The organism is Ramlibacter algicola (genome assembly GCF_016641735.1).
Lineage (GTDB): Bacteria > Pseudomonadota > Gammaproteobacteria > Burkholderiales > Burkholderiaceae_C > Ramlibacter > Ramlibacter algicola.
Genome location: NZ_JAEDAO010000001.1, coordinates 229,421 through 251,960 on the forward strand (window position 1 = coordinate 229,421; position 22,540 = coordinate 251,960).

The window sequence follows — 22,540 nt, forward strand, 5'->3', positions numbered from 1 at the left end:
CCGGTAGGATGCGCCGCGATGGCGCGTGTGCTGCTCAGGATGCTCGGCCGCTTGCTGGCGTGGCCGCTGGCGCTGCTGGTCCTGTTCGAGGAGTGGGGCTGGGACCCGCTGCAGCGGGCCCTGGGACGGCTCGCGCTGCGGCTGCACCTGCGCTGGCTGGGCGAACGCATCGAACGCCTGCCGCCCTACGCCGCACTCGCGATCTTCGCCGTCCCCACCTTGCTACTGCTGCCGGTCAAGCTGGCCGCGGTCGGCTTGATCGCAGCCGGCCACGTGGCGCTGGGCACGGCCGTGATCATCGGCGCCAAGCTGGCCGGCACGGCGATCGTCGCCCGCCTGTACACGCTCACCCGCCCGGCGCTGCTGCGACTCGCGTGGTTCGCGCGCCTGCACGACGGCTGGGTGCGCTGGAAGGAGGCGCTGCTCGCGCCCGTGCGCGCGTCGTGGCCATGGCGGCAGGGCCGCGTGCTGCGCCGGCGGCTCCAGCGCCGCTGGTCCGCGGCGCGGCGCTGATCAAGCCGGCGCGGCGATCGCCGGCGGCACGGGCTCGCCGCGTGCGGCGGTGCCGCACGCCACGCAGTAGCGCGCGAATGCGTTCTTGCGCGTCGCGCAGTGCCCGCAGCGGTCGAACAGCCCGATGCCGCAGTGCGGGCAGAAGTCCTGCCCCGGCGCCTGGAGGTCGACTGCGCGCTCGCAACCCGGGCACGCGCCCTTGGCCATCCGCGCCAGTGCCGTGTCGTACGGCACCTCCTCGCGCCGTTCCTCCTCCGGCCGCGATTCGGCCTCGCGCATGCGGTCGCGGTACCGCTCGTAGGCGCGGATCGCCTGCCGCCCGGCGAACACGGTGACGGCGATGCCGACGGCGTAGCGCACGTAGCCGCCGTAGCTGGGAAGGTAGGGCACCAGTTCGACGAAGAACGTGAACAGCGCGAAGAGGATGAAGCCCCACGCGAACGGCCACCAGGTCCCGTTGCGGTGGCGCCGGAACAGCCACCCGGCGACCGCCAGCGGCGGCAGCGTCAGCGCGAGGCGGTAGAGGAACACTCGCAGTTCGACCCGGCGCTGCTCGGCGGCCCACGCCTTGCGCGCCTCCTCTTCCAGTTGTGCCAACTCGCGCTGCGCCCGCGTCGACGCCTGCCGCGCATCGAGCTGCAGTTGCTCCTGGCGCTCGACCGCCCCTTGCGCCTGCCGCTCGGCCTGCCGCAGCGCGTCGAGTTGCCGCGTGCGCTCGACCAGTTCCGGATCCTGAGCGGCCTGCTGGGTCGCGCGGCGCGTGGCCAGCCAGTGGCCGAAGGTCTCGCGCGCGGCGCCCACGTCGTTGCGCGCGACCTGCAGCTGCAGCCGCGATTGCTCGAGCGCGGACTGCGCGTCCTGCTGCGCACGCTGCGAGGTGCGCACCTGGGCCCGCAGCTGCTCCGCCCGCGGGCGGTCGAGGAAGTCGTCCAGCACCTGCGTGCGCTCCACCTTCGGCAGGTCGCCCACGAGCGCATTGCCCAGCCCGACCAGGAAGCCGGCGAACACCAGGGCCACCAGCCACAGCCCGCGCCGGAACCAGCGCTCCGACAGTCGCATTCCCTTGCCCATCGCCGTCTCCTTTTCGTTTCAGTCGAGTCCCACGGTCACCGGCCGCGCACCCAGCCGCGAGCGTTCCAGCCACGCGAACACCGAATCCGCCGTCACCGTCTCGATGCGGTCCGAGAACCGCTTCTCGTTCGGGTGGTCGTCGAACGCGACGTTCGCGGCCGAGATCCGGCCGCCCAGCCGCGTGAGCGGGCCGAGCTGCAGGACCGTCGGCTCGTAGCCGCGCAGCTGCAGCCACGCCTGCGCCTGCATGCGCGTCGCGACCGGGAAGTCCTGCGCCAGCGCCATCGTCTCGATCGCCCACTGGTTCGACTGCTGGTAGCGCGTCGCCCATGGGTAGCTCACGATGCTGTACGCGCGGGTGTGCAGCCGCGCGAGCGCCTCGTCGCTGCGCAGCACCGGCAGCAGGCGCTTCTGCAGCGCCGCGTCCAGCACGCTCCACGCGGCTTGCTGGCGCCACAGGTCGTCGAGGAAGAACTCGCCCAGCCCCTGGCGGTAGACCGCTGCTTCGGCGGTGCCGCAGGCATTGAGCTTGTGCGCGACGCGCCACACGCCCTCGCCGGCCGCGGCGTCGCGGTAGGCCAGGCCCAGGTGCGAATAGCGCAGGCCGTACCTGGACAGGTCCTGGCCGGCACGCGCGAGCACCACGACTTCGGTGCCGTCGCGCGCGTAGGCCGCTTCCAGTTCCTGCCGCACGCGCATCGCCATGTCGAGGCCCAGGCGGATCTGCTCGACGCCGAGCGGGCGCTCTTCGCACGAGCGGCCGGCGTACGCCGCAGGCACCACCGTCGCCGCGATGGCGACGGCCACGAGGAGGCTTCGCAGCGTCTTCACGTCAGCGCACCACGACCTGGTTGTAGAGAAGCGTGCGGCCGACCTCGTTCGGGATGAACGCGATCGCCTGGCCGGCCACCGACAGCACCGTGCCCGAGGCAAGCGCCGCGGTGGTCACCGCGCTGCCGACGGCGACGGAGACGTGGCCGGCCACGTGCACGCTCGCGCGCGCACCGTCCGACACGCCTTCCAGCACCAGCACCGTTCCGCGCCCGCTGGCTTCCACGCCGCGCACGACGAAGCGGCCGGCGGCCGCCAGCGAGGGTTGCACGGCCTTGGCGCCTTCGACGGCGACGCTGGTGCCGAGCACGACGGAAGCCACCGGCAGCAGCGAGATCGCGCTGGCAGCGGTGGACGCGTTGGATGCCGGGTCGGCGAGCGCCGGGGCGGACGTGCAGGCCAGCGCGGCGGCCAAGGCCAGGGTGGACAGCAAACGGGTTCGGTTCACGTGGTCTCCTTGAAGCCGGCGCGGCTCGGGCACCGGCGGGGTCGCACTCTGCCCGCGGCGGGGCGACAAGCAGCAGGAAAGGATGCCGAGTGGCCAGCGGCGCACTCGCCGGTATCGGATGGCGATATTCAGCGGGCCAGCAGCGCCGCGACCCGCTCGCGCAATGCCGCCGGTTGCGCGGCGTTTGCGGGCATCGGTTCGCCCACCTCGAGCCCCACGCGGCTCCAGAAGCCGCGCCGGAACGGCTTGGCCATCGCGCGTCCCTCGACGCGGCTGAAGAACGAGCCCCACAGGTTGGTCAGCGCCATCGGCACCACCGGCGGGTCGATGCCGTCGGCGCTCGCGCGCTCGAGGATCTTGGCGATGCCGCCCTTGAACTCCTGCAACTCCCCGTCGCGCGTGATGGCGCCCTCCGGGAAGATCAGCAGCAGGTCGCCGTCACGCAGCACCTGCGCAGCGCGCTCGAACGCGGCTTCGTACACCGCCGGGTCGTCCTTCTGCGGTGCCACCGGGATGGCCTTGGCCAGGCGGAACAACCAGCCGAGGACCGGGGTGCGGAAGATGCGGTGGTCCATCACGAACACGATCGGCCGCGGGCTGGCCGCCATCAGCAGCACCGCGTCGACGAAGCTCACGTGGTTGCACGCCAGCAGCGCAGGACCCTCCAGCGGGATGTGCTGCTCGCCACGGATGCGGAAGCGGTAGACCACGTGCGACAGCACCCAGGCCACGAAGCGCAGCAGGTACTCGGGCACGAGCAGGAAGATGTACAGCGCCACCACCGCGTTGGCAATGCCGGTGAGCAGGAAGATCTGCGGCACGTCGCAGCCGGCCTTGAGCAGCAGGCCCGCCAGCACCGAGCTGGCGATCATGAACAGCGCGTTGAGGATGTTGTTGGCCGCGATGATCCGCGCGCGGTGCGTCGGCTGCGAGCGCAGCTGGATCAGCGCGTACATCGGCACGCTGTACAGGCCGGCGAACAGCGACAGCAGCGCCAGGTCCGCCATCACGCGCCAGTGCGCGGGCTGCGCGGCGAATGCGCCCAAGGTCTGCACGCCCGTGGGCGGCAGGCCGCGCGAGGCGAAGTACAGGTCGACCGCGAACACCGTCATGCCGATGGCGCCCAGCGGCACCAGGCCGATTTCCACGTGGCGGCGCGACAGCACCTCGCACAGCAGCGAGCCGGTGCCGATGCCCACCGAGAACACCACGAGCAGCAGCGACGCGACCTGCTCGTTGCCGTGCAGCACCTCCTTGGCGAAGCTGGGAAACTGGCTGAGGAACACGGCGCCGAAGAACCACATCCAGCTGATGCCCAGCAGCGACCGGAACACCACCACGTTCTCGCGCGCGAGCTTCAGGTTGCGCCACGTCTCCGTGAACGGGTTCCAGTTGATCTGCAGCTGCGGGTCGGTCGACGGCGACGCCGGGATGAACTGCGCGGTCAGCCTCCCGAGCAACGCGACCGCGATGCACGACGCGCCGACCCAGTGCGCGCCGACGTCCGGCATCGCGATCAGCAGCCCGCCCGCGACGTTGCCCAGCAGGATGGCGACGAAGGTGCCCATCTCCACCATGCCGTTGCCGCCCGTGAGCTCGCGCTCGTCCAGGTGCTGCGGCAGGTAGGCGAACTTCACCGGACCGAACAGCGTCGAGTGCAGGCCCATGAGGAAGGTGCACGCGAGCAGCACCACGACGTTCGCGGCGAAGAAGCCGAAGGCGGCCAACACCATGATCCCGACCTCGAGCCACTTCACCATCCGGATCAGCGCCCGCTTGTCGTACTTGTCCGCGAGCTGGCCGCTGGTGGCCGAGAACAGCAGGAAGGGCAGGATGAACAGCGCGCCGATCACCAGGCCGGCCATCGCCGGCGGCAACCAGGCCACCTGCAGCTGGTAGGTCACCATCACGGTGAACGCGAACTTGAACAGGTTGTCGTTGCCCGCGCCGGCGAACTGGGTCCAGAAGAACGGCGCGAAGCGGCGCTGGCCCAGCAGCGCGAACTGGTTCGGGTGCGCGGGCGCGCCGGCGTCGGCGGCCCCGGAAGCAGCGATGGTGGTCATGTCGGTCCCCTCCTCACGCTGCACGGGCCGGCAGCTTGGCGGCATTCTGCCGTGCGGGCACGAGGCGCGCGACGGCGAAAGTCACGGGCAGCACCGCCCAGGCGGCGACGAGGTGCTTGAGCGAATGGCCCGACACGAGGCCGCCGGTCAGCGTCCACACCTCGTGGTCGGCCACTTCGAACAGCTTGGCGAGCGCGTACGCCGCCACCACCCAGGCCCAGCGCACTGGCAATGCCGCGGGATGCTGCGTGGCGGCCAAGGCGAGCAGCAACACCGCACCGCCGCCTTGCACGACGGCCCACGGCCACAAGTCCCCCGTAGCAAGCCAGGACGCGATCGCCGCCGGCCCCGTGAAGATGATGAGCGTCGCGAGCGCCAGGCCCGCGCGGCTGCTCACGCGGCACCCCGCCAGGCCGAGCACGCCGGCGAAGGCGAGCACCATCCCGGCGCGGTCGACGGCCACGCGCACGTCGTCCGGTGCCAGGTGGTACCAGCCGGAAGCAAGGCAGGTCGTGACCAGCCCGCAAGCGGTGAGCGCCAGCAATGCGCGCTCGGCGCTCGCGAGCACTCCCCACGCACGCAGCAGCGCCAGGCCGCACGACAGGCCGACGGCGGCGAACGCGAGGTTCGACAGCACATCGCCCGGATGCGGCACGCCGTGCCAGAGGCCCTGGTCGGCGAACTGGTGGTACTGCGCCACCTGCGCGACGCTGGGGCCGGCAAGGGCCAGCGCCGCGAGGGCGAGCACCGCCAGCAGCAGGCGCCACTCGCGCGGCATGGGACGGTCGATCGGCATGGAATCCTCCTGCGAAGAGGACGCCAGTCTGCGCAGGCGCTCCCGCGCAGTCTCGAAAATTCAGCCACCGACGCCCTTGACGGCCCCATGAGTATCGGATGACGATACCGGCATGAGCACCAGCGCCGATCTCGTCCTCGCCCTCAAGAAGGAACTCAAGGCCGCCGGGCTCACCTACGCGCTGCTCGCCAAGCGCCTGGGCATGGCGGAGTCGAGCGTCAAGCGCATGCTGGCGAAGGGCGACATGCCGCTGTCGCGCGTGGACGCGATCTGCCGCGCGCTCAAGCTCGATTTCGCCGAGCTCGCGCGGCGCGTCGCCGATGCGCAGCCGCTCATGACCGAGCTGACGCAGGACCAGGAGCGCGCGGTGGTCGCCGACAAGAAGCTGCTGCTGGTCGCGATCAGCGTCCTGAGCCTGTGGACGCTGGAGCAGGTCACGGCGACCTACCGGTTGAGCGAAGCGGAGTGCATCAAGTACTTCGCGCAGCTGGATCGCATCGGGATCATCGAGCTGCGGCCCATGAACCGCTACCGGCTCAAGCTGGCGAAGACGTTCCGCTGGCGGCCGCACGGCCCGGTGATGAACTACTTCCGCGACCAGGTCGTGCACGACTACTTCGCGGGCGGCTTCGACCGCGGCGCCGAAAGCCTGCTGCTGGTGCACGGTTCGGTCAGCAAGGCGATCGCGCCGTCGTTCGTGGACCGGCTGCAGCGGCTGGCGCAGGACTTCGCACAGCAGCACCAGGCCGACCAGAAGCTGCCCGAGACGGCGCGCGAGGGCTACACGCTGCTGCTGGCGATGCGCGAGTGGGAGTTCGAGGCCTTCACCCGCCTGCGGCGGGGGACTCCAGGAACACGGTGAGCACGCCGGTGTAGCCGTACACGTGGTGGCGCGCGATCTCGCCACCGGCGAAGAAGCCCACCAGCGGCACGTCACCCAGCGCGCGACGCACGATCTGCAGTTCCGCGCTCGGGCTGCCGAAGTGCGGGCCGCCGCGGCCGGCGCAGCTGACGTAGATCGCGCCGGCGATGCCGCGTGCCACATGGGGGCCGGCCTGCGCCTCGGGCGCGGCCAGCGCGCTGGCGACGTGCACCTCGAGCTCCTCGGGTTCGAGTTCCTCGCGGATCTCCGCGCAGATGCGCACCAGGTCGGCCTTGGCCGCCTGCGCATTGCGGCGGCAGAAAGCCATGCGCGTGCCTTCCTGCACCTGCGACGCCACCGCGACGCCATGCCGCGCGGGGTCCAGCCCGATGATGTGGCGCACGACGACGTCGCTGCCGAAGATGCGCGCGCGTTCGACCACCGCCTCGGCGCCGGGCGCGGTGAGGCCGACCAGCGTGGCGCGCAGCAGCTGCATCGCCTCCTTGGGCTTGTCCAGCGAGATGCCGGCGTCCTCCAGCAGCACGTCCAGCGCGGGGCGGCCGTCGATCTCCAGCAGCACGTTGCCTTCGGCCTTCGTCACCGTGCGCTGCTCGCCCAGCGGCTGGCAGCCCTGCGTCACGCGCGACACCACCGGGACGTCCTCGCCGAACGCCACGCCGGACAGGCCGCCGCGGAACACGCCGCTGGCCTTGCCGTGGCCCTTGATGTTGCCGTTGCCGCTGATGGCGAACTGCACGGTGTCGGCGCGGCTGGCGGCCAGGCCGCCGAACAGGTAGCCGGTGGCGGTGCGCGATGCGAGTTCGTCGACCAGCTCGCCGACGTCGGGCGTCGTCGGATCCGCATGCACCAGCGCCGTGTGCGGCTGGAACCCCATGCCTTCGCCCACGCCCAGCGGCGCGACACCGGAGAACACGCGGTACTGGTGCGGTGGCACGGCGCAGAGCATGACCGCCAGCGCCGGCTCGTCGAAGTACTCGACGTTGTTGGACGCGATGCCGACGCCGACGGTGCCGGACCAGTCGGTGATCTCCGGCAGCTCGGCGCTGACGTGCTCGAGGATGTCCTGCGCGTGGACCGCGTAGTGGTCGGTGATGTACAACAGGCCCAGCGTGGGATTGGCGGCGTAGTCGCGCAGCGCCATCTGGGCGCGCAGCTGCGCCAGCACCAGGCCGGCCGCCATCGACCAGTCCGGGTGCGTCGCGTGCGCGAACGGGAACAACTTCACGGGGAATCCTTCAGCGGCCCGTCTTGCGGGCCGCGCCGCGCTTGGCCGGTGCCTTGCGCGCCGGCTTGGCGCTCGATCGCTTGGTCGCGGCCTTGGCCGCGTTGCCGGCGCCCTTCATCGCTTCTCGCGCGGCGCCGGTGGCCATGTGCTTCGCCGTATCGACGGCGGTGGTGCGCGCGACGTCCTTCATGGCGTCGGTCGCGATCTGCTGGAACTGCTGTGTGAGCGCGCCCCACCATTGCAGCGGATCGACCATCGGCGCGGCGGCCTTGCCGCCCTTGCCGGTCGCCTTCTTCGCCGCACCGGCCACGTCCGAAGCCGCCTGCGCCGCCTTCTGCACGCCGCCGGCCATCGTGTCGGCGGCCTTGAGCTTGAGCGCGTTGGCGACGTCGCCCATGTTGAAGTTCATGCCCTGGAGCGTCGCGAGGGTCATCTTCTGCACCTCGAGCGCCTGGACGGTGGCGGCCAGCGCCTTCGAGTTCTGGTCCAGCCAGAAGTGCACCGCCTTCAGTTCCTCGATGCGCTTTTCGAGTTCCTCGACGTTGAGCGTGGGCGCGACCCAGTTCGACAGGTTGGGCAGCTGCGGGATCGCCTGCGACGCCCCCTTGGCGATGTTCTGCAGGAAATCGAAGCCGGGAACGAACTTGCCGAAGCCGGCGGTGGATGGGTCGCTCATGCGCTGCCTCCGGGTGATGGAACCAGCTTAGCAGGCCTGCGCGGGCCCGGGGCGCGTCAGTGCCTGGAGTGCGAACCGGCCGACGCGGCCGCGTTGACGCCCTTCGGCGCCGCGGCCGAGACCGGCACCTGCAGCGCGAGCTGGCGCTGCTCGCCCTTGGCGGTCTTGAACGTGAGCGTCACCGGGATCGAGGTGTCGGGCTGCAGCGGCGCCTTCAGCTCCTGCAGCATGACGTGGTAGCCACCGGGCTTGAGCTGCACCGGCCGCTTCGCCGGGATGTCCAGCGCGTCCAGCGCGCGCATGCGCATGACGTCGCCTTCCATCTTCATCTCGTGCACCTCGGCCACGCGCGCCACCGGCGACGCGACGCCGACCAGCCGGAGCGGCTCACTGCTCGTGATCGTCATGAACACGCCGCTGGAGCGCTGGCCCGGCACGCTCGCGCGCGCCCAGGCGCCGTCGACGGACACGGGAGTCGTTTGCGCGGCGGCGATGGTGGAGGCGGCGGCCAGCAGCAGCGCTGCGGCGGCGCGGGGAAGCAGGGGGGACATGGCAGGCTCGGCGGCTGATGCCGCGATGCGCCGATTATCCGTGCCGGCCTGCCGCCGCGTCGTCGGCGGGGAATTGCGGGGCGCGGCGTTCGCGCAGCGAGGCCACGCCCTCGCGCACGTCCGGCCCCGCGAAGCCCATGAATTCCAGCGCGAGCGAGGTGTCGAACGCAGGACCCGCCTGCCGCAGCCAGTTGTTCAGGGAGTACTTGGTCCAGCGGATCGCGGTCTGGCTGCCTTGCGCCAGACGATCGGCGATCTCGTAGGCCTTGGGCAGCAGCTGGTCGCCGTCGACCGCGAGCGCCACCAGCCCGATGCGCTCGGCTTCCTCGCCGCTGACCGGTTCGCAGAGCAGGAGGTGGTACTTGGCCTTGGCCATGCCGCACAGCAGCGGCCACACGATCGCGGCGTGGTCGCCGGCCGCGACGCCCAGGCGCGTGTGGCCGTCGACGATGCGCGCGTCCCTGGCCGCGATCGGTATGTCGGCCAGCAGGCCCGCCACCAGGCCGGCGCCGACCGCCGGCCCGTGCAGCGCGCTGACGATCGGCTTGTCGCAGTTGATCACGTTGTAGACCAGGTCCCGCGCCTCCTGCCACACGCGGGTGCGCACCGCGAAGTCCTGCGCCATGTCCTGCACCAGCGACAGGTCACCGCCACCCGAAAAGCCCATGCCTTCGCCCCGCAGCACCGCGCAACGCACGCCGGGGTCGGCGGCGACGTCGCGCCAGATCTCCGCCAGCTCGCGGTGGCCGTCGTGGCCGGCCGTGGGCAGCTTGCCGTTGGCGGCGCGCATCTGGATGTCCAGCACGCTGTCGTCGGGGCCGCGCCGGGTGATGGCGAGCGTGCGGTAGCGGGAATAGTCCATGGGTCGTCTCCTTGGCGCGATTGTCCCCGGCGGCGGTGGCACTTCCCCGACAGTAGGACGCCTCCTACGACCCCTCATGCCCGCCGGGCGCTGCTGTGGAGCTGAGACGGTGTTAGCGTCACGCCCCATGAATTTCGTGGAGATCCTGAGTCCGGCCTGCGCGCTGTTCCTGGACTTCGACGGCACGCTGGTGGACATCGCTCCCGAGCCAGGCGCGATCGTCGTCCCCTGCAGCCTGGTACCGACGCTCTCCGCGCTGCAGACGTACCTGGGCGGTGCCGTCGCGGTGGTCAGCGGCCGGTCGATCCGCGAGCTCGACACCTACCTCGCTCCCTTGCAGTTGCCGGTGGCCGGCGTGCACGGCGCCGAGCGGCGCGACGCGTCCGGCGCGCTCGACCGCGTGGAGCCCGCGTCGCTGGAGGAAGTCACGCGCGCTGCGCTCGCGCTGCGGGCGCGCGACGCCCGCCTGCTCGTCGAGGAGAAGGGCACGTCCGTCGCCCTGCACTACCGGCGGGCGCCCGAGCTGGAGCGCGAGTGCATCGACGCCATGGCCGCTGCGGTCGACCGCTCGGAAGGCCTGGCGCTGCTGCGCGGCAAGATGGTCGTCGAAGCGAAACCGTGCGGCGCCAGCAAGGGCGCCGCCATCGAAGCCTTCCTGCGCGAGCCACCCTTTGCCGGCCGCACGCCGGTGTTCGTCGGCGACGACGTGACCGACGAAGCCGGCTTCGAGGCCGTGCAACGCCTGGGCGGCCTGGGCGTCAAGGTGGGCGAAGGCCCGTCGGCGGCCTGGCAACGGCTGGCCGATCCCGGCGCGCTGCGCCTCGAATTCGAACGCGCGGTCGCCACCAAGGTCGCCGCCACCCCTGCGGAACAATGAAAGCCAACACCTCCGTCCCCAACCTCAACCTGGGCGTGATCGGCAATTGCGCCTACAGCGCGCTCGTCGACGAACGCGGCAGCATCATCTGGTGCTGCCTGCCGCGCTTCGACGGCGACCCGGTGTTCAACTCGCTGCTCGACCCGACCGAGAAGGGCGCGCTGTGGGCCTTCGAGCTGGAGGACTTCGCGCGCAGCGAGCACCACTACGAGCCGAACACCGCGATCCTGCACACCCGCCTGTACGACCGGCAGGGGCAGGGCATCGAGATCACCGACTTCGCGCCGCGCTTCTGGAGCCGTGGCCGCACCTTCCGCCCGCTGACGCTGATCCGGCGCGTGAAGGTGCTGGGCGGCACGCCGCGCATGCGCGTGGTGCTGCGGCCGCGCTTCGACTGGGGCCGCGACGAGCCGCGCGTCACCCGCGGCAGCACGCACATCCGCTACGTCGGGGCCGCGCAGACGATCCGCGTCAACACCGACGCGCCGATCGACTACATCCTGTCCGAGACCTTCTTCGTCGTCGACCGGCCGCTCAACTTCATCATGGGCCCGGACGAGACGCTAACCGGCGGCATCGAGGACACGGCGCGCAGCTTCGAACAGGACACGGCCAACTACTGGCGCAACTGGTCGCGCGCGCTCGCGCTGCCGCTGGAGTGGCAGGACGCGGTGATCCGCGCGGCGATCACGCTGAAGATGTCGCTGTTCGAGGACACGGGCGCCATCGTCGCCGCGATGACGACCAGCGTTCCCGAGTCCGCCCACAGCGGCCGGAACTGGGACTACCGCTACTGCTGGCTGCGGGACGCGTTCTTCGTCGTGCGCGCGCTGAACAGCATCTCCGAAGTCGCGACGATGGAGGAGTACCTGCGCTGGCTGAACAACGTCGTCGTGCGGTCGCGCGGCGGCCATATCCAGCCGCTGTACGGCGTCGGCCAGGAGGAGACCCTGCCCGAGAGCATCCTTGAGCACCTGCCCGGCTACCGCGGCATGGGGCCGGTGCGCGTGGGCAACCAGGCCGCCGAGCACTTCCAGCACGACGTGTACGGCAACATCATCCTGGGCGCGGCGCAGGCGTTCCACGACCACCGCCTGCTCAAGCGCGCGGGTCGCACCGAGTTCGCATCGCTCGAGGCGGTCGGCGAGCAGGCCTACAAGGTCTACACGCAGCCCGACGCCGGCATGTGGGAGCTGCGCACCCGCTCGCGCATCCACACGTCGTCGGCGCTGATGTCGTGGGCGGCCTGCGACCGGCTGGCCAAGATCGCGGCGACGCTGGCGCTGAAGGACCGGTCCGCGTACTGGGCCGAGCGCGCCACCGAGATCCGCGAGCGCATCCTGAAGGAATCGTGGAGCGAGGAACGGCAGGCGTTCGCGGAGAGTTTCGGCGGCCGCGACCTGGACGCCAGCGCGCTGCTGATGGCCGAGGTCAACATGATCGACCCGAAGGACCCGCGCTTCGTCAAGACCGTGGACGCGCTGGAAAAGTCGCTGTGCAACGGCCCGTACATGCGCCGTTATGAAGCGGCCGACGACTTCGGCAAGCCGGAGGTCGCGTTCAACATCTGCACCTTCTGGCGCATCGACGCGCTGGCGCGCATCGGGCGCAAGCAGCAGGCGCGCGAGATCTTCGAGGTGATGCTCAAGTGCCGCAACCCGCTGGGGCTGCTGTCCGAGGACACGCACGAGACCACCGGCGAGATGTGGGGCAACTTCCCGCAGACGTACTCGATGGTGGGCCTGATCAACGCCGCCGTGCGCCTGTCGGCGCCGTGGGACACGGTGATCTGAGGAGCCCCGCGTGTCGCGACTGGTCGTCGTCTCCAACCGCATCGCCGATCCGCGCAAGACCGCGGCCGGCGGGCTGGCGGTGGCGCTCGGCGAGGTCCTGAACAACAGCGGCGGCCTGTGGTTCGGCTGGAGCGGCAAGCTGGTCGACGAGCCCGTGGGCACCGACCTGCCGGTGCACAAGCAGCAGGCCGGTCCGGTGACGCTGGCCACCATGGACCTCACGCGCGAGGACTACGAGGCGTACTACGTCGGCTATTCCAACGGCGTGCTGTGGCCGGTGCTGCACTACCGGCTGGACCTGGCCGATTTCGACGCCGGCTACATCGAAGGCTACCGGCGCGTTAACCAGACCTTCGCGCGCAAGCTGATGGAGTTGCTGCGCCCCGACGACATCGTCTGGGTGCAGGACTACCACCTGATTCCGCTCGCGGCGGAACTGCGGGCGCTGGGCTGCCAGCAGCGCATCGGCTTCTTCCTGCACATCCCGCTGCCGCCGCCGCTGATCTTCGCGGCCATCCCCGGCCACGACTGGCTGATGAAGGGCCTCTGCTCGTACGACCTGGTCGGGTTCCAGAGCCGGGCCGACCTGGACAACTTCACCCGCTACATCCAGGACGAAGCGCACGCGCAGGACCTGGGCGAGGGGCGCTGGCGCGTCTTCAACCGCACGCTGCAGGCCGGCGCGTTCCCGATCGGCATCGACGTCAAGGAATTCGAGTCGCTCGCCGCCGGTGCCGAGTCGATGGACATGTTCGAGCGCATGCGGCGCGAGTATTCGCGCCGCAAGCTGCTGGTGGGCGTGGACCGGCTCGACTACTCCAAGGGCTTGCCGCAGCGGCTGCGCGCATTCCGCGAGCTGCTGGCCAAGTACCCCGAGTCGCGCAAGAGCGCGACGCTGATCCAGATCGCGTCGCCCAGCCGCGAGGACGTCAGCGCCTACACGGACATCCTGCACGAGCTCGAGAGCCTGTGCGGCTCGATCAACGGCAACTACGGCGAGCTGGACTGGATGCCCGTGCGCTACATGCACCGCACCGTCGCGCGGGCCCGCTTGCCGGGCCTGTACCGCGCGAGCCGCGTCGCGCTGGTCACGCCGCTGCGCGACGGCATGAACCTGGTCGCGAAGGAATACATCGCCGCGCAGGACCCGGACGACCCCGGCGTGCTGGTCCTCTCGCGCTTCGCCGGCGCGGCGGAGCAACTGAAGGAAGCGCTGCTGGTCAATCCGTACGACACGGCCGGAACCGCCGAAGCGATCCACGTCGCGCTGGAGATGCCGCTCGAAGAGCGCCAGCAGCGCCACCAGGCCTTGCTGGCGACCATCCGCAAGGCCGACGTGCACTGGTGGTGCGACAGCTACCTGCACCTGCTCGGGCAGGCCGAAGCGGAAGAGAGCGGGACGCCCTGGCTGCGGCTGTGAGCCGCACGCAAGGCTAGCGGGTCGAGTCGACCAGCTGGTCGGGGGCGGTGAACGGCTCCCAGCTGGGAGGCAGCTGGTCGATCTCGAGCCGCACCTTGTGCTCCGCCGCTACCAGGGCCTGCAACTCGTTCGGATAGAGGCTGCTCGCCACCCCGGCGGCGCCCTTCACGCGCCAGGCGGCGCTGGGGCGCGTCACGCAGGCCTTGCCGTAGCCGACGAAGCCGCCCTTGGCCTTCACGGTGTAGGCCGCCACGAAGTACCCGCGGTACGGACCGGTGATGCGGTGCATGCCGGCCATCTTACGGCTGGGCTGGCGGGCCGGAAAGAGGCGCCGTGGCGCCCGCGACTCACCCGGCGTGCAACGGGCTGATCTTCTGCTCGATGGCGCCGAACACCGACTGGCCGTCCTTGCCCTTCATCTCGATGCGGATGGTGTCGCCGAACTTCATGAAGGCCGTCGACGGCTTGCCGTCCTGGATGGTTTCGATGGCGCGCTTCTCGGCGATGCAGCTGTAGCCCTTGGGCCAGTCCATGCGGCCGTCCTTCTCGACGCCCTTGTTGCTGATGGTGCCCGAGCCGACGATGCTGCCGGCGCGCGCGTTGCGCGTCTTGCAGATGTGCGCGATCAGCTGGCCGAAGTGGAAGGTCATGTCGGGACCGGCATCGCACATGCCGACCTTGCGGCCGTTCCACGTCGACGTGACCGTCAGGTGCACGCGCCCGCCCTGCCACGCGTCGCCCAGTTCGTCGGGCGTCACCGCCACCGGGCCGAACGCGGTCGCGGGCTTGCTCTGGAAGAAGCCGAACCCCTTGGCCAGTTCGGCCGGGATCAGGTTGCGCAGGCTCACGTCGTTGGCCAGCATCAGCAGCCGGATGCCTTCGAGCGCCTGCTCGGGGCCGGCGCCCATCGGCACGTCGCCGGTGACCACCGCGAGCTCGGCCTCGAAGTCGATCCCCCACTCTTCGCTGCCCACGATCACGTCGTCGCAGGGGCCGAGGAAGTCGTCGCTGCCGCCCTGGTACATCAGCGGGTCGGTGTAGTAGGTCTCGGGCACTTCGGCGTTGCGCGCCCGGCGCACCAGCTCCACGTGGTTGATGTACGCCGAGCCGTCGGCCCACTGGTACGCGCGCGGCAGCGGCGCCATGCAGCGCTGCGGCTCGAAGGGGAACGCATGCCGCGCCTTGCCGTTGTTCAAGGTGTCGTAGAGGTCCTGCAACTGGGGGGACATGAAGCCCCAGTCGTCCAGCGCCTGCTGGAGCCTGGCCGCGATGCCGGTCGCATAATGGGCCGAGGCCAGGTCACGCGAGACCACCACCAGTTGACCGTCGCGCGATCCATCCTTGTACGTTGCCAGCTTCATCGGGGTTTGCCTTCGCCGCGCCGCGTGCGCTAGAGTCGCGCCGCATTACGCATGGTGAAATGAATTTACCTAACCGAAATTCTACCGGCCCCGCGCGATGAAGGAACGCGCCGGCATCCAGTCCGTCGAGGTGGGGTTCGCGCTGCTCGACGCGCTCGGCCAGGCCGCAGGTCCGCTGATGTTGCGCGACCTCGCCGCCGCCGCCGGCATGAGCGCCGCCAAGGCGCACCGCTATCTCGTGAGCTTCCAGCGCCTGCAGCTCGTGGTGCAGGACCCGGCCAGCACGCGCTACGACCTCGGGCCCGCCGCGCTCAAGCTCGGGCTCGCGTCGCTGTCGCGCCTGGACGCCGTGCGCCTCGCGCGCGAGCGCGCCTCGCAACTGGTCGAGCGCATCGGCCACACGGTGGCGCTCGCCGTGTGGGGCAACCACGGGCCGACCATCGTGCACTGGGAAGAGTCGCCGTCGGCGGTGACGGTGAACCTGCGGCTCGGGGACGTGATGCCGCTGCTGTCGTCGGCGACCGGCCGGTGCTTTGCCGCGTACGCGTCGCGCGAGGCGATCGCACCACTGCTGCGCGACGAAATCGCACGTGCGCAGCGGCAAGCGCGCAAGGACGTGCCCACCTCGATGACCGCCGTGCGCGCGTTGCTCGATGAGGTCCGTGCGCGCGGGGCGGCACGTGTGGTCGACGTGCTGCTGCCCGGCATCGTCGCCTTCTGCCTGCCTGTGTTCGACGCCGACGGCCACATGGCCGTGGGCCTGGTCGCCCTGGGTCCGCACGGCACCTTCGACCCGGCCTGGGACGGGCCGGTGCACAAGCCGCTTCGCGACGCGGCCGCGAAGCTGTCCAGCGACCTGGGCTGGCGCGGATGAACCCGCATCGCGAGGCGCCCGTGCGGCCGCTGGCCGTGCTGGCACTCGCGGTGCTGGCCGCGCACCTGTTGCTGCTGCGCGTGGCGCCACCGCCGCTGTCGTGGTCGCACGTCGAGCCACCGGCGCCGATGGTCCGCGTGCAGCTCGCGCTGCCGCCGATGGCGACAGCCGATCCGGTGCCGCTGACTCCCCCGCCGCCGGCGCGCCGGCCCACCGTTGCGCAGCCAGGCACGCCACGCACGGCGGCCACGCAGCCGGAACTCGTCATCGCGCCTTCGATGCTCACCGCACCGGCAGCGGCACGCTGGCGCTACGTCGCTCTGACCCTGCATCGCGGTGTTCTGCTCGAAGGCACGGCATCCCTCGACTGGAAGCCCGTGGGCGGCACGTACGACGCGGTGCTCGGCATCGACGTGGCCGGCCTGCCGCGGCGCGAACAGCGCAGCACCGGCGAGTTCGCCGACGGCGAAGGACTGCGGCCGCGGCGGTTCTCCGATCGTCAACGCGGCGAGCAGGCGACGCACTTCGAGCGCGACGCGGGGCAGGTGCTGTTCAGCGCCAACCAGCCACCGGTCGCGCTGCTGGCGGGCGCGCAGGATCGCGTCAGCGTGCTGCTGCAACTGCTCGCGCTCGCGCGCGCCGAGCCTTCGCGCATGGCGCCCGGCGCGGCGATCGACGTGCAGGTGGCGGGCACGCGGGTCGCCGAGCCGTGGCGCTTCGTCGTCGAGCGCTGGGAAGCCATCGACCTGCCGGCCGGGCCGGTGCGTGCACTCAAGCTCACCCGCTCCCCGGCCCGCGAGTACGACCTGCGCATGGAAGTGTGGCTTGCACCCGACTACGGCCCGGTGCGCCTGCGTCTGACACCCCCCAACGGGGATTGGCTGGACTTGCAATGGTCGGGAACCGACAAAGGCTGAGCAAGGGGGTGGCCTACCCTGTGGGCCATGGAGATCAGTGCCCAGTGCGGTCGTCTTGAAACCGCGGCAAGCGTTGATATCTGACCCGGCAAGGACCACACCATGCAAATGCTCTATGACTCCGACGCGTTCGTCGTCGTGCACATGCTGGCGAACGAGCCCCCCGAAGGTGAGCCCACGCCCGGGTTCCCGCGCCACGGCTTCGAGATCGTCGACAAGCGCACCAACAAGGAGGTGTACCTCGACGGCAGCTGGGCCGAGGCCTTCCAGCGCCAGATCAACGCCTGGCAACTGAACACGCCCACGCAGGAAGAGGTCGAGGAAACGCTCGACGGCTACGCCGAGCTCGCACAGAACCCGCTCGTCATGCACTGACGAGCCCGGCTGCTGCGGGTCACCGCAGCCAGCCGTGGCGGTGCAGCGGCTCCAGCAGGACCAGCACCGCCACCAGCCGGCAGACCTGGAACGCGGTCACCACCGGCACTCCCAGTTGGAGCACCTTCGCCGTGATGGCCATCTCGGCGATGCCGCCGGGCGAGGTGCCCAGCACCATCGTCGCGGGATGCAGCCCCGCCAGCCAGCCCAGGCCGGCGCCGAACAGCGCGCACACCACCAGCATCACGACCGTGCCGGCCGCGACGGCCAGCAGCCACAGCGGTGCCGTGTGCACGAACTCGCGCCGGAAGCGCACGCCCAGCGACACGCCGATGACCAGCTGCGCCGCATTGGTCAGCGACTGCGGAACCGCCGACAACGTGACGTCCGCCATCGTCAGTCCCATCGCGACCAGCAGGGCGCCGATGAACCAGGGATTGGCGCGGCCGGTCCGCGCGAGTAACCAGCAGCCCGCACCCGTGGCCAGCGCGAGCAGCGCCAGGCCGCCCGGATCGACCACGCGTGCGCCCGGTTGCGTCGGGTCGAGCCCATGCAGGCCGCTCCAGGCCAGCGCGACGGGGATGGTGATCGTCACGATCAGCAGCCGCAGGCTGTGCGCTGCAGCGACGAGGTCGGTCCGCGCGCCTGCGCGTTCCGCCAGCAGCGTCATCTCCGAGGCTCCGCCGATGGCGCCGGCGAAGTAGCTGGTTGCGCGTTGCTGCTGCGGCGTGCCTTCGAGCCGCCCCCGCACGGCGTGCCCGAGCCAGCGGCCGAACAGCCAGCCGAGCACCAGGCTCCACGCGATGCTCAGCAGCACCGCCCACCACAGGCGGCCGACCAGCGCCGTCACTTGCGGCGTGAAGTAGAGCCCGAGCACGGCCCCGATCACCCACTGCCCCGCATTGCGGAGCGGTGTCCAGCTGGCGGTGGGCGCGCCGAGCACCGAGACAACCGCGGTGGCCACCAGCGGCCCGAGCACCCACGGCAGCGGCGTGCGCAGCCACAGGCACAGCACGGACGCGCCGAACGCCAGCGCGAGCGTGCCGGCCGTGCGGACCGGAAGCGATGGGGTCAGGCGTGCTTGCGGATCGCGTCCGCGAGCGTGTTGACCAGCGTGTCGATGTGCGACTTCTCGACGATGTACGGCGGCGCGATCACCAGCACGTCACCGGCGGGACGGACCAGCGAGCCGTTGCGGAAGCACTCGAGGAAGATTTCGTACGCGCGTTTGCCGGGAGCACCGGCGATCGGCGCCAGTTCCACCGCGGCCGCATGCCCCAGGCTGCGGATGCCGATGACGTTGGGCAAGCCCTTGAACGTCGAATGGAACGCGTCGCCCAGCACCTTGCCCATCTCGCCGGCGCGCTGGAACAGCGCCTCCTGCTGGAACAGGTTCAGCGTCGCGACCGCGGCGGCGCACGCGACCGGGTGGCCGGAATAGGTGTAGCCGTGGAAGAACTCGACGACGTGCTCGGGCGCGTCGGTCTTCATCATCGCGTCATAGATCTTCTGGCTGCAGATGACGCCGCCCAGCGGGATCACGCCATTGGTGACGCACTTGGCGAAGTTCAGCATGTCGGGCACGACGCCGAAGTAGTCGGCGGCGAAGTTGGTGCCCATGCGGCCGAAGCCGGTGATGACCTCGTCGAAGATCAGCAGGATGCCGTGCTTGTCGCAGATCTCGCGCAGGCGCTTCAGGTAGCCCTTGGGCGGGATGTACCAGCCGGCCGAGCCCGCGATCGGCTCCACGATGATCGCCGCCACGTTGCTCGGGTCGTGCAGCGGCAGGATGCGCTGCTCCAGCTCGAGCAGCGGATCCTCCTTCCACACCGGTTCCTCGTTGTGGATGTACGCATGGTTCACCGGGTCGTGGATGAACCGCATGTGGTCCACGCGCGGCAGCAGCGAGGTGCCGAACACCTTGCGGTTGGCGGGAATGCCGCCCACGCTCATGCCGCCGAAGCCGACGCCGTGGTAGCCCTTCTCGCGGCCGATGAACAGGTTGCGGTGCCCTTCGCCACGGGCGCGGTGGTACGCGAGCGCCACCTTCATCGAGGTGTCCGCGGCTTCGCTGCCCGAGTTGCAGAACAGCACCTTGTCCAGGTCGCCGGGCGCCATCGCCGCGATCATCTCGGCGGCCTTGAACGCCTTGTCGTTGGAGATCTGGAACGCGGTGGCGTAGTCCAGCGTGTCCAGCTGCTCCTTGATCGCGTCGTTGATCGGCTTGCGGTTGTGGCCCGCACCCACGCACCACAGGCTGGAGATGCCGTCGATGACCTTGCGGCCGTCGTGCGTCGTGAACTCCATGCCGTCGGCCTTCACGAACACGCGCGGTTCCTTGCGGAAGGCGCGGTTCGGCGTGAACGGCAGCCACTGGTTCTCCATGTTGAAGTCGTTGTAGGCCATGTCAGCTCCTGGATGCGGATCGGGACATTGTGGCGCCGTTGCCGGCGCCACGTGCGTGCGGGGGGTTCTTCAGCGGATGGCGCCGAACACCTTCTCCAGGATGGCGCTGCCGGTGCCCACCGGGTCGCGGCGGATCTTCTTCTCCTCGTCGCCGATCACCAGGTAGAGGCCGTCCAGCGCCTTGCGCGTGACGTACTGGTCGATGCTCGCGTCTTCCTTCCTGAGCAGGCCGATGCCCGCGGCCTGGCCCGCGAGCTGGTCGTACTTGGCGGCAAGCCCGACCTTCGAGGTCGCCTGCTTCACCACCGGCAGGAACTGCGTCGTGAGCGGCGAGCGCGTCCGGTCGGCGAAGAAGGTGGTCACCGAGGTCTCGCCGCCGGTCAGGATGTTCTTGGCGTCGGTCACGCTCATCGTCTTCACCGCGTTGACGAGCAGGTTCTTCGCCAGCGGCACCGCGTTCTCGGCGGCGCGGTTGATCGCGAGCTCGAGGTCCTGGACCTGCTGCTTCCTGCCCATCGCCTTGAGCAGCTTGGACGCCTGCTGCAACGCGTCGGGCAGCGGGATGCGCACCTTGGGGTTGGCCCAGAAGCCGTCCTGTTTGCCCAGCAGCTTGACCGCGGTGGTGGCGCCGAGCTCCAGCGCGGTCTTCAGGCCCTTGGTCGCGTCGGCGTCGGTGAGCGAAGCCAGCGCCTGCGCGTGGACGAAAGCTGGCGGCAGCACGAGGACCGGCGTGGTGGCCAGCGCGATGGCGAAGGAGCGGCGTTGCATGGCGGCGGCATCGAATGGGGGACAACGCATGATGCCCTTCCCGCCCGAGCCCAGCAATCGGGAGCGCCCCCTGCGACAATGGCCATCCCATGTCCGACGCCTACATCCTCACCCTTTCCTGCCCGGACAAGCCGGGCATCGTGCACGCCGTCTCGGGCTTCCTGCTGGAGCGCGGCGGCAACATCGAGGAGGCGGCGCAGTACAACGACCACGGCACGGGCCTGTTCTTCATGCGCGTGCGCTTCGCCTGCGGCGCGCTGACCGGCGAGGACCTGCGTGCGCACTTGGCGCAGTTCGCCGAGCCCTACGGCATGCAGTGGAAGCTGCACGCGTCGTCCAAGCCGATGCGCACCGTGATCTTCGTCAGCCGCGAAGGCCACTGCCTGAACGACCTGCTGTTCCGCTGGAAGAGCGGCCTGCTGCCGGTGGACATCGCGGCGATCGTGTCGAACCACCGCGACTTCTACCAGCTCGCGGCCAGCTACAACGTGCCGTTCCACCACACGCCGGTCACCGCCGACACCAAGGCCAAGGCCAAGGTCGAGGCGCGGCAGTTCGAGATCATCGAGTCGGAGCGCGCCGAACTCGTCGTGCTGGCACGCTACATGCAAATCCTGTCGGACGACCTGTGCCGCAAGCTGTCGGGCCGCGCGATCAACATCCACCACAGCTTCCTGCCCAGCTTCAAGGGAGCCAAGCCGTACTACCAGGCGCACGACCGCGGCGTGAAGCTGATCGGCGCGACGGCGCACTACGTGACGGCCGACCTCGACGAGGGCCCGATCATCGAGCAGGACGTCGCGCGCGTGGACCACGCGCACACCGTCGAGCACCTGACTGCAGTCGGCCGCGACACCGAGAGCCAGGTGCTCGCGCGCGCCGTGAAGTGGCACAGCGAGCACCGCGTGCTGCTGAACGGGCACCGCACCGTCATCTTCCGCTGACGCGCCGCGGCCATGGCCCGCATCCCGCCGATCCAGTGCCTGCTCACCTTCGAGGCCCTGGCCCGTCTGCGCTCGGTGACGCAGGCGGCCGAGGAACTGTGCGTCACGCCCAGTGCGGTGAGCCACCGCGTGCGGCAGCTCGAGCAGATCCTGGGCACCAAGCTGTTCGGCCGCTCCGACTTCTCGCTGACCACCGACGGCAGCGAATACCTGGCGCACGTGCGCGAAGGGCTGGCGAGCCTGGAGCGCTTTCCGGGCAGGGACGGCGGCACCGGCAAGCGCAAGCTGCGCGTCGCGGTCACGCCGACGTTCGCGCGCTCGATCCTGATGCCGCGCCTGCGCAGCTTCTTCGATGCGTATCCGGAGATCGATCTCACGCTGCAGGTCTCGATCCCGCTGCTGGACGTGGTGGCCGAAGACGCCGACCTGACGATCCGCTTCGGCACCGGCCGCTATGCGGACGTCGAACACCTGTGCCTTCTCACCGACGAGGTCACGCCCCTGTGTTCGCCCGGCTTCCTGCGCGAGCACGGACCGTTCGACACGCTGGACGACCTGGTGCAGGCGCGCTTGCTGAAGAGCCCGCTCGAACCGTGGCGCACCTGGTTCCTCGCGCACGGGCAGGACGCCGGCGAGCCGGCGGAAGGCTCGTCGTTCAACGACATCGGCCTGATGTGCGACGCGGCCGCGCTGGGCCTGGGCATCGCGCTGGTGCGGCTCAAGCTCGGGCAGCCCTGGCTGGAGTCGGGCGCGCTGGTGCGCGTGTCGCCGCGCAGCGTGCCCAGCCCGCACGCGCACTACCTGTGCTGGCGCACCGGCACCATGGAGCGCTGGGAATGCGCCGCGTTCGCCGACTGGCTGCGCGCCAGCGTCGCGTGAGCGGATG

At 70.4% G+C, this 22,540-nt stretch carries 24 protein-coding genes; 10 read left to right on the forward strand and 14 right to left on the reverse strand.

Translation table 11 applies throughout. The annotated features are described in order from the left end of the window. Positions 1-18 precede the first annotated feature (18 nt). Positions 19-513: a hypothetical protein gene (locus I8E28_RS01190; RefSeq protein WP_200786028.1), complete on the forward strand. Its 495-nt coding sequence runs from the start codon at positions 19-21 to the stop codon at positions 511-513. Here the strand turns inward: I8E28_RS01190 and I8E28_RS01195 are convergent, their stop codons facing one another. The 5 genes from I8E28_RS01195 to I8E28_RS01215 form a co-directional block, all read right to left on the reverse strand. Next, positions 514-1,584 (reverse strand): serine endopeptidase, encoded by a 1,071-nt coding sequence (locus I8E28_RS01195; RefSeq protein ID WP_200786029.1) that lies wholly within the window; start codon positions 1,582-1,584, stop codon positions 514-516. 18 nt (positions 1,585-1,602) lie between these two features. Then, complete coding sequence (locus I8E28_RS01200) at positions 1,603-2,415, reverse strand: DUF2145 domain-containing protein (RefSeq protein ID WP_420850197.1); 813 nt, start codon at positions 2,413-2,415, stop codon at positions 1,603-1,605. 1 nt (position 2,416) lies between these two features. After that, on the reverse strand, positions 2,417-2,863 hold the full coding sequence (locus I8E28_RS01205; RefSeq protein WP_200786030.1) for a hypothetical protein: 447 nt from the start codon (positions 2,861-2,863) through the stop codon (positions 2,417-2,419). Positions 2,864-2,991: 128 nt separating this feature from the next. Continuing rightward, positions 2,992-4,926, reverse strand: a complete 1,935-nt coding sequence (locus I8E28_RS01210; protein ID WP_200786031.1) for an MFS transporter — start codon at positions 4,924-4,926, stop codon at positions 2,992-2,994. 13 nt (positions 4,927-4,939) lie between these two features. Next, positions 4,940-5,722, reverse strand: coding sequence for a hypothetical protein (locus I8E28_RS01215; protein ID WP_239027160.1), 783 nt, complete (start codon positions 5,720-5,722; stop codon positions 4,940-4,942). A gap of 112 nt (positions 5,723-5,834) precedes the next feature. Here I8E28_RS01215 and I8E28_RS01220 point away from each other — a divergent pair, with 112 nt between their 5' ends. Continuing rightward, positions 5,835-6,584, forward strand: a complete 750-nt coding sequence (locus I8E28_RS01220) for a helix-turn-helix domain-containing protein (RefSeq protein ID WP_200786032.1) — start codon at positions 5,835-5,837, stop codon at positions 6,582-6,584. Here the strand turns inward: I8E28_RS01220 and I8E28_RS01225 are convergent. The 4 genes from I8E28_RS01225 to I8E28_RS01240 are packed head-to-tail and all read right to left on the reverse strand — an operon-like array spanning position 6,547 to position 9,919. Next, positions 6,547-7,830: an FIST N-terminal domain-containing protein gene (locus I8E28_RS01225; protein ID WP_200786033.1), complete on the reverse strand. Its 1,284-nt coding sequence runs from the start codon at positions 7,828-7,830 to the stop codon at positions 6,547-6,549. The genes I8E28_RS01220 and I8E28_RS01225 overlap by 38 nt on opposite strands. A gap of 10 nt (positions 7,831-7,840) precedes the next feature. Continuing rightward, positions 7,841-8,506, reverse strand: coding sequence for a PhaM family polyhydroxyalkanoate granule multifunctional regulatory protein (locus I8E28_RS01230; RefSeq protein ID WP_200786034.1), 666 nt, complete (start codon positions 8,504-8,506; stop codon positions 7,841-7,843). A gap of 56 nt (positions 8,507-8,562) precedes the next feature. Further along, on the reverse strand, positions 8,563-9,057 hold the full coding sequence (locus tag I8E28_RS01235) for a copper chaperone PCu(A)C (protein ID WP_200786035.1): 495 nt from the start codon (positions 9,055-9,057) through the stop codon (positions 8,563-8,565). 34 nt (positions 9,058-9,091) lie between these two features. After that, positions 9,092-9,919, reverse strand: coding sequence for an enoyl-CoA hydratase/isomerase family protein (locus I8E28_RS01240; RefSeq protein ID WP_200786036.1), 828 nt, complete (start codon positions 9,917-9,919; stop codon positions 9,092-9,094). Between the two features lie 127 nt (positions 9,920-10,046). Between I8E28_RS01240 and otsB the strand changes: the two genes are divergently transcribed. Genes otsB through otsA form a run of 3 tightly spaced genes read left to right on the forward strand, consistent with a single transcriptional unit; the run spans position 10,047 to position 14,009 of the window. Continuing rightward, positions 10,047-10,796, forward strand: coding sequence for a trehalose-phosphatase (gene otsB, locus I8E28_RS01245; protein ID WP_200786037.1), 750 nt, complete (start codon positions 10,047-10,049; stop codon positions 10,794-10,796). Continuing rightward, the gene (locus I8E28_RS01250; protein ID WP_200786038.1) at positions 10,793-12,589 is read left to right on the forward strand and encodes a glycoside hydrolase family 15 protein; all 1,797 of its coding nucleotides are present in this window, start codon (positions 10,793-10,795) and stop codon (positions 12,587-12,589) included. Before otsB ends, I8E28_RS01250 begins: the two co-directional genes overlap by 4 nt. 10 nt (positions 12,590-12,599) lie before the next feature. Further along, complete coding sequence (gene otsA / locus I8E28_RS01255) at positions 12,600-14,009, forward strand: alpha,alpha-trehalose-phosphate synthase (UDP-forming) (protein ID WP_200786039.1); 1,410 nt, start codon at positions 12,600-12,602, stop codon at positions 14,007-14,009. A 13-nt stretch (positions 14,010-14,022) separates the two neighbouring features. On the opposite strand, the gene I8E28_RS01260 is transcribed toward otsA, so the two are convergent. Continuing rightward, positions 14,023-14,298, reverse strand: a complete 276-nt coding sequence (locus I8E28_RS01260) for a hypothetical protein (protein WP_200786040.1) — start codon at positions 14,296-14,298, stop codon at positions 14,023-14,025. Positions 14,299-14,356: 58 nt separating this feature from the next. Further along, positions 14,357-15,370 (reverse strand): fumarylacetoacetate hydrolase family protein, encoded by a 1,014-nt coding sequence (locus I8E28_RS01265; RefSeq protein WP_200786041.1) that lies wholly within the window; start codon positions 15,368-15,370, stop codon positions 14,357-14,359. Between the two features lie 97 nt (positions 15,371-15,467). On the opposite strand from I8E28_RS01265, the gene I8E28_RS01270 reads away from it, so the two are divergent. From I8E28_RS01270 to I8E28_RS01280, 3 genes are all read left to right on the forward strand, one after another. Further along, positions 15,468-16,244: an IclR family transcriptional regulator gene (locus I8E28_RS01270; protein WP_200786042.1), complete on the forward strand. Its 777-nt coding sequence runs from the start codon at positions 15,468-15,470 to the stop codon at positions 16,242-16,244. After that, positions 16,241-17,161, forward strand: coding sequence for a DUF3108 domain-containing protein (locus I8E28_RS01275; RefSeq protein ID WP_200786043.1), 921 nt, complete (start codon positions 16,241-16,243; stop codon positions 17,159-17,161). The genes I8E28_RS01270 and I8E28_RS01275 overlap by 4 nt, the downstream gene beginning before the upstream one ends. A 102-nt stretch (positions 17,162-17,263) precedes the next feature. Beyond that, positions 17,264-17,536: a BTH_I0359 family protein gene (locus I8E28_RS01280; RefSeq protein ID WP_200786044.1), complete on the forward strand. Its 273-nt coding sequence runs from the start codon at positions 17,264-17,266 to the stop codon at positions 17,534-17,536. A gap of 19 nt (positions 17,537-17,555) precedes the next feature. Here the strand turns inward: I8E28_RS01280 and I8E28_RS01285 are convergent, their stop codons facing one another. From I8E28_RS01285 to I8E28_RS01295, 3 genes are all read right to left on the reverse strand, one after another. After that, positions 17,556-18,611 (reverse strand): AbrB family transcriptional regulator, encoded by a 1,056-nt coding sequence (locus I8E28_RS01285; RefSeq protein WP_200790174.1) that lies wholly within the window; start codon positions 18,609-18,611, stop codon positions 17,556-17,558. Continuing rightward, the gene (aptA, locus tag I8E28_RS01290) at positions 18,608-19,942 is read right to left on the reverse strand and encodes an omega-aminotransferase AptA (protein ID WP_200786045.1); all 1,335 of its coding nucleotides are present in this window, start codon (positions 19,940-19,942) and stop codon (positions 18,608-18,610) included. The genes I8E28_RS01285 and aptA overlap by 4 nt, the downstream gene beginning before the upstream one ends. A gap of 69 nt (positions 19,943-20,011) precedes the next feature. Next, positions 20,012-20,710: a DUF4197 domain-containing protein gene (locus I8E28_RS01295; RefSeq protein ID WP_200786046.1), complete on the reverse strand. Its 699-nt coding sequence runs from the start codon at positions 20,708-20,710 to the stop codon at positions 20,012-20,014. Positions 20,711-20,799: 89 nt separating this feature from the next. Between I8E28_RS01295 and purU the strand changes: the two genes are divergently transcribed. Together purU and I8E28_RS01305 are read left to right on the forward strand one after the other, a co-directional pair. Beyond that, complete coding sequence (purU, locus tag I8E28_RS01300) at positions 20,800-21,654, forward strand: formyltetrahydrofolate deformylase (protein WP_200786047.1); 855 nt, start codon at positions 20,800-20,802, stop codon at positions 21,652-21,654. A gap of 12 nt (positions 21,655-21,666) precedes the next feature. After that, positions 21,667-22,533 (forward strand): LysR substrate-binding domain-containing protein, encoded by an 867-nt coding sequence (locus tag I8E28_RS01305; RefSeq protein WP_200786048.1) that lies wholly within the window; start codon positions 21,667-21,669, stop codon positions 22,531-22,533. The last annotated feature ends 7 nt before the right edge of the window (positions 22,534-22,540 follow it).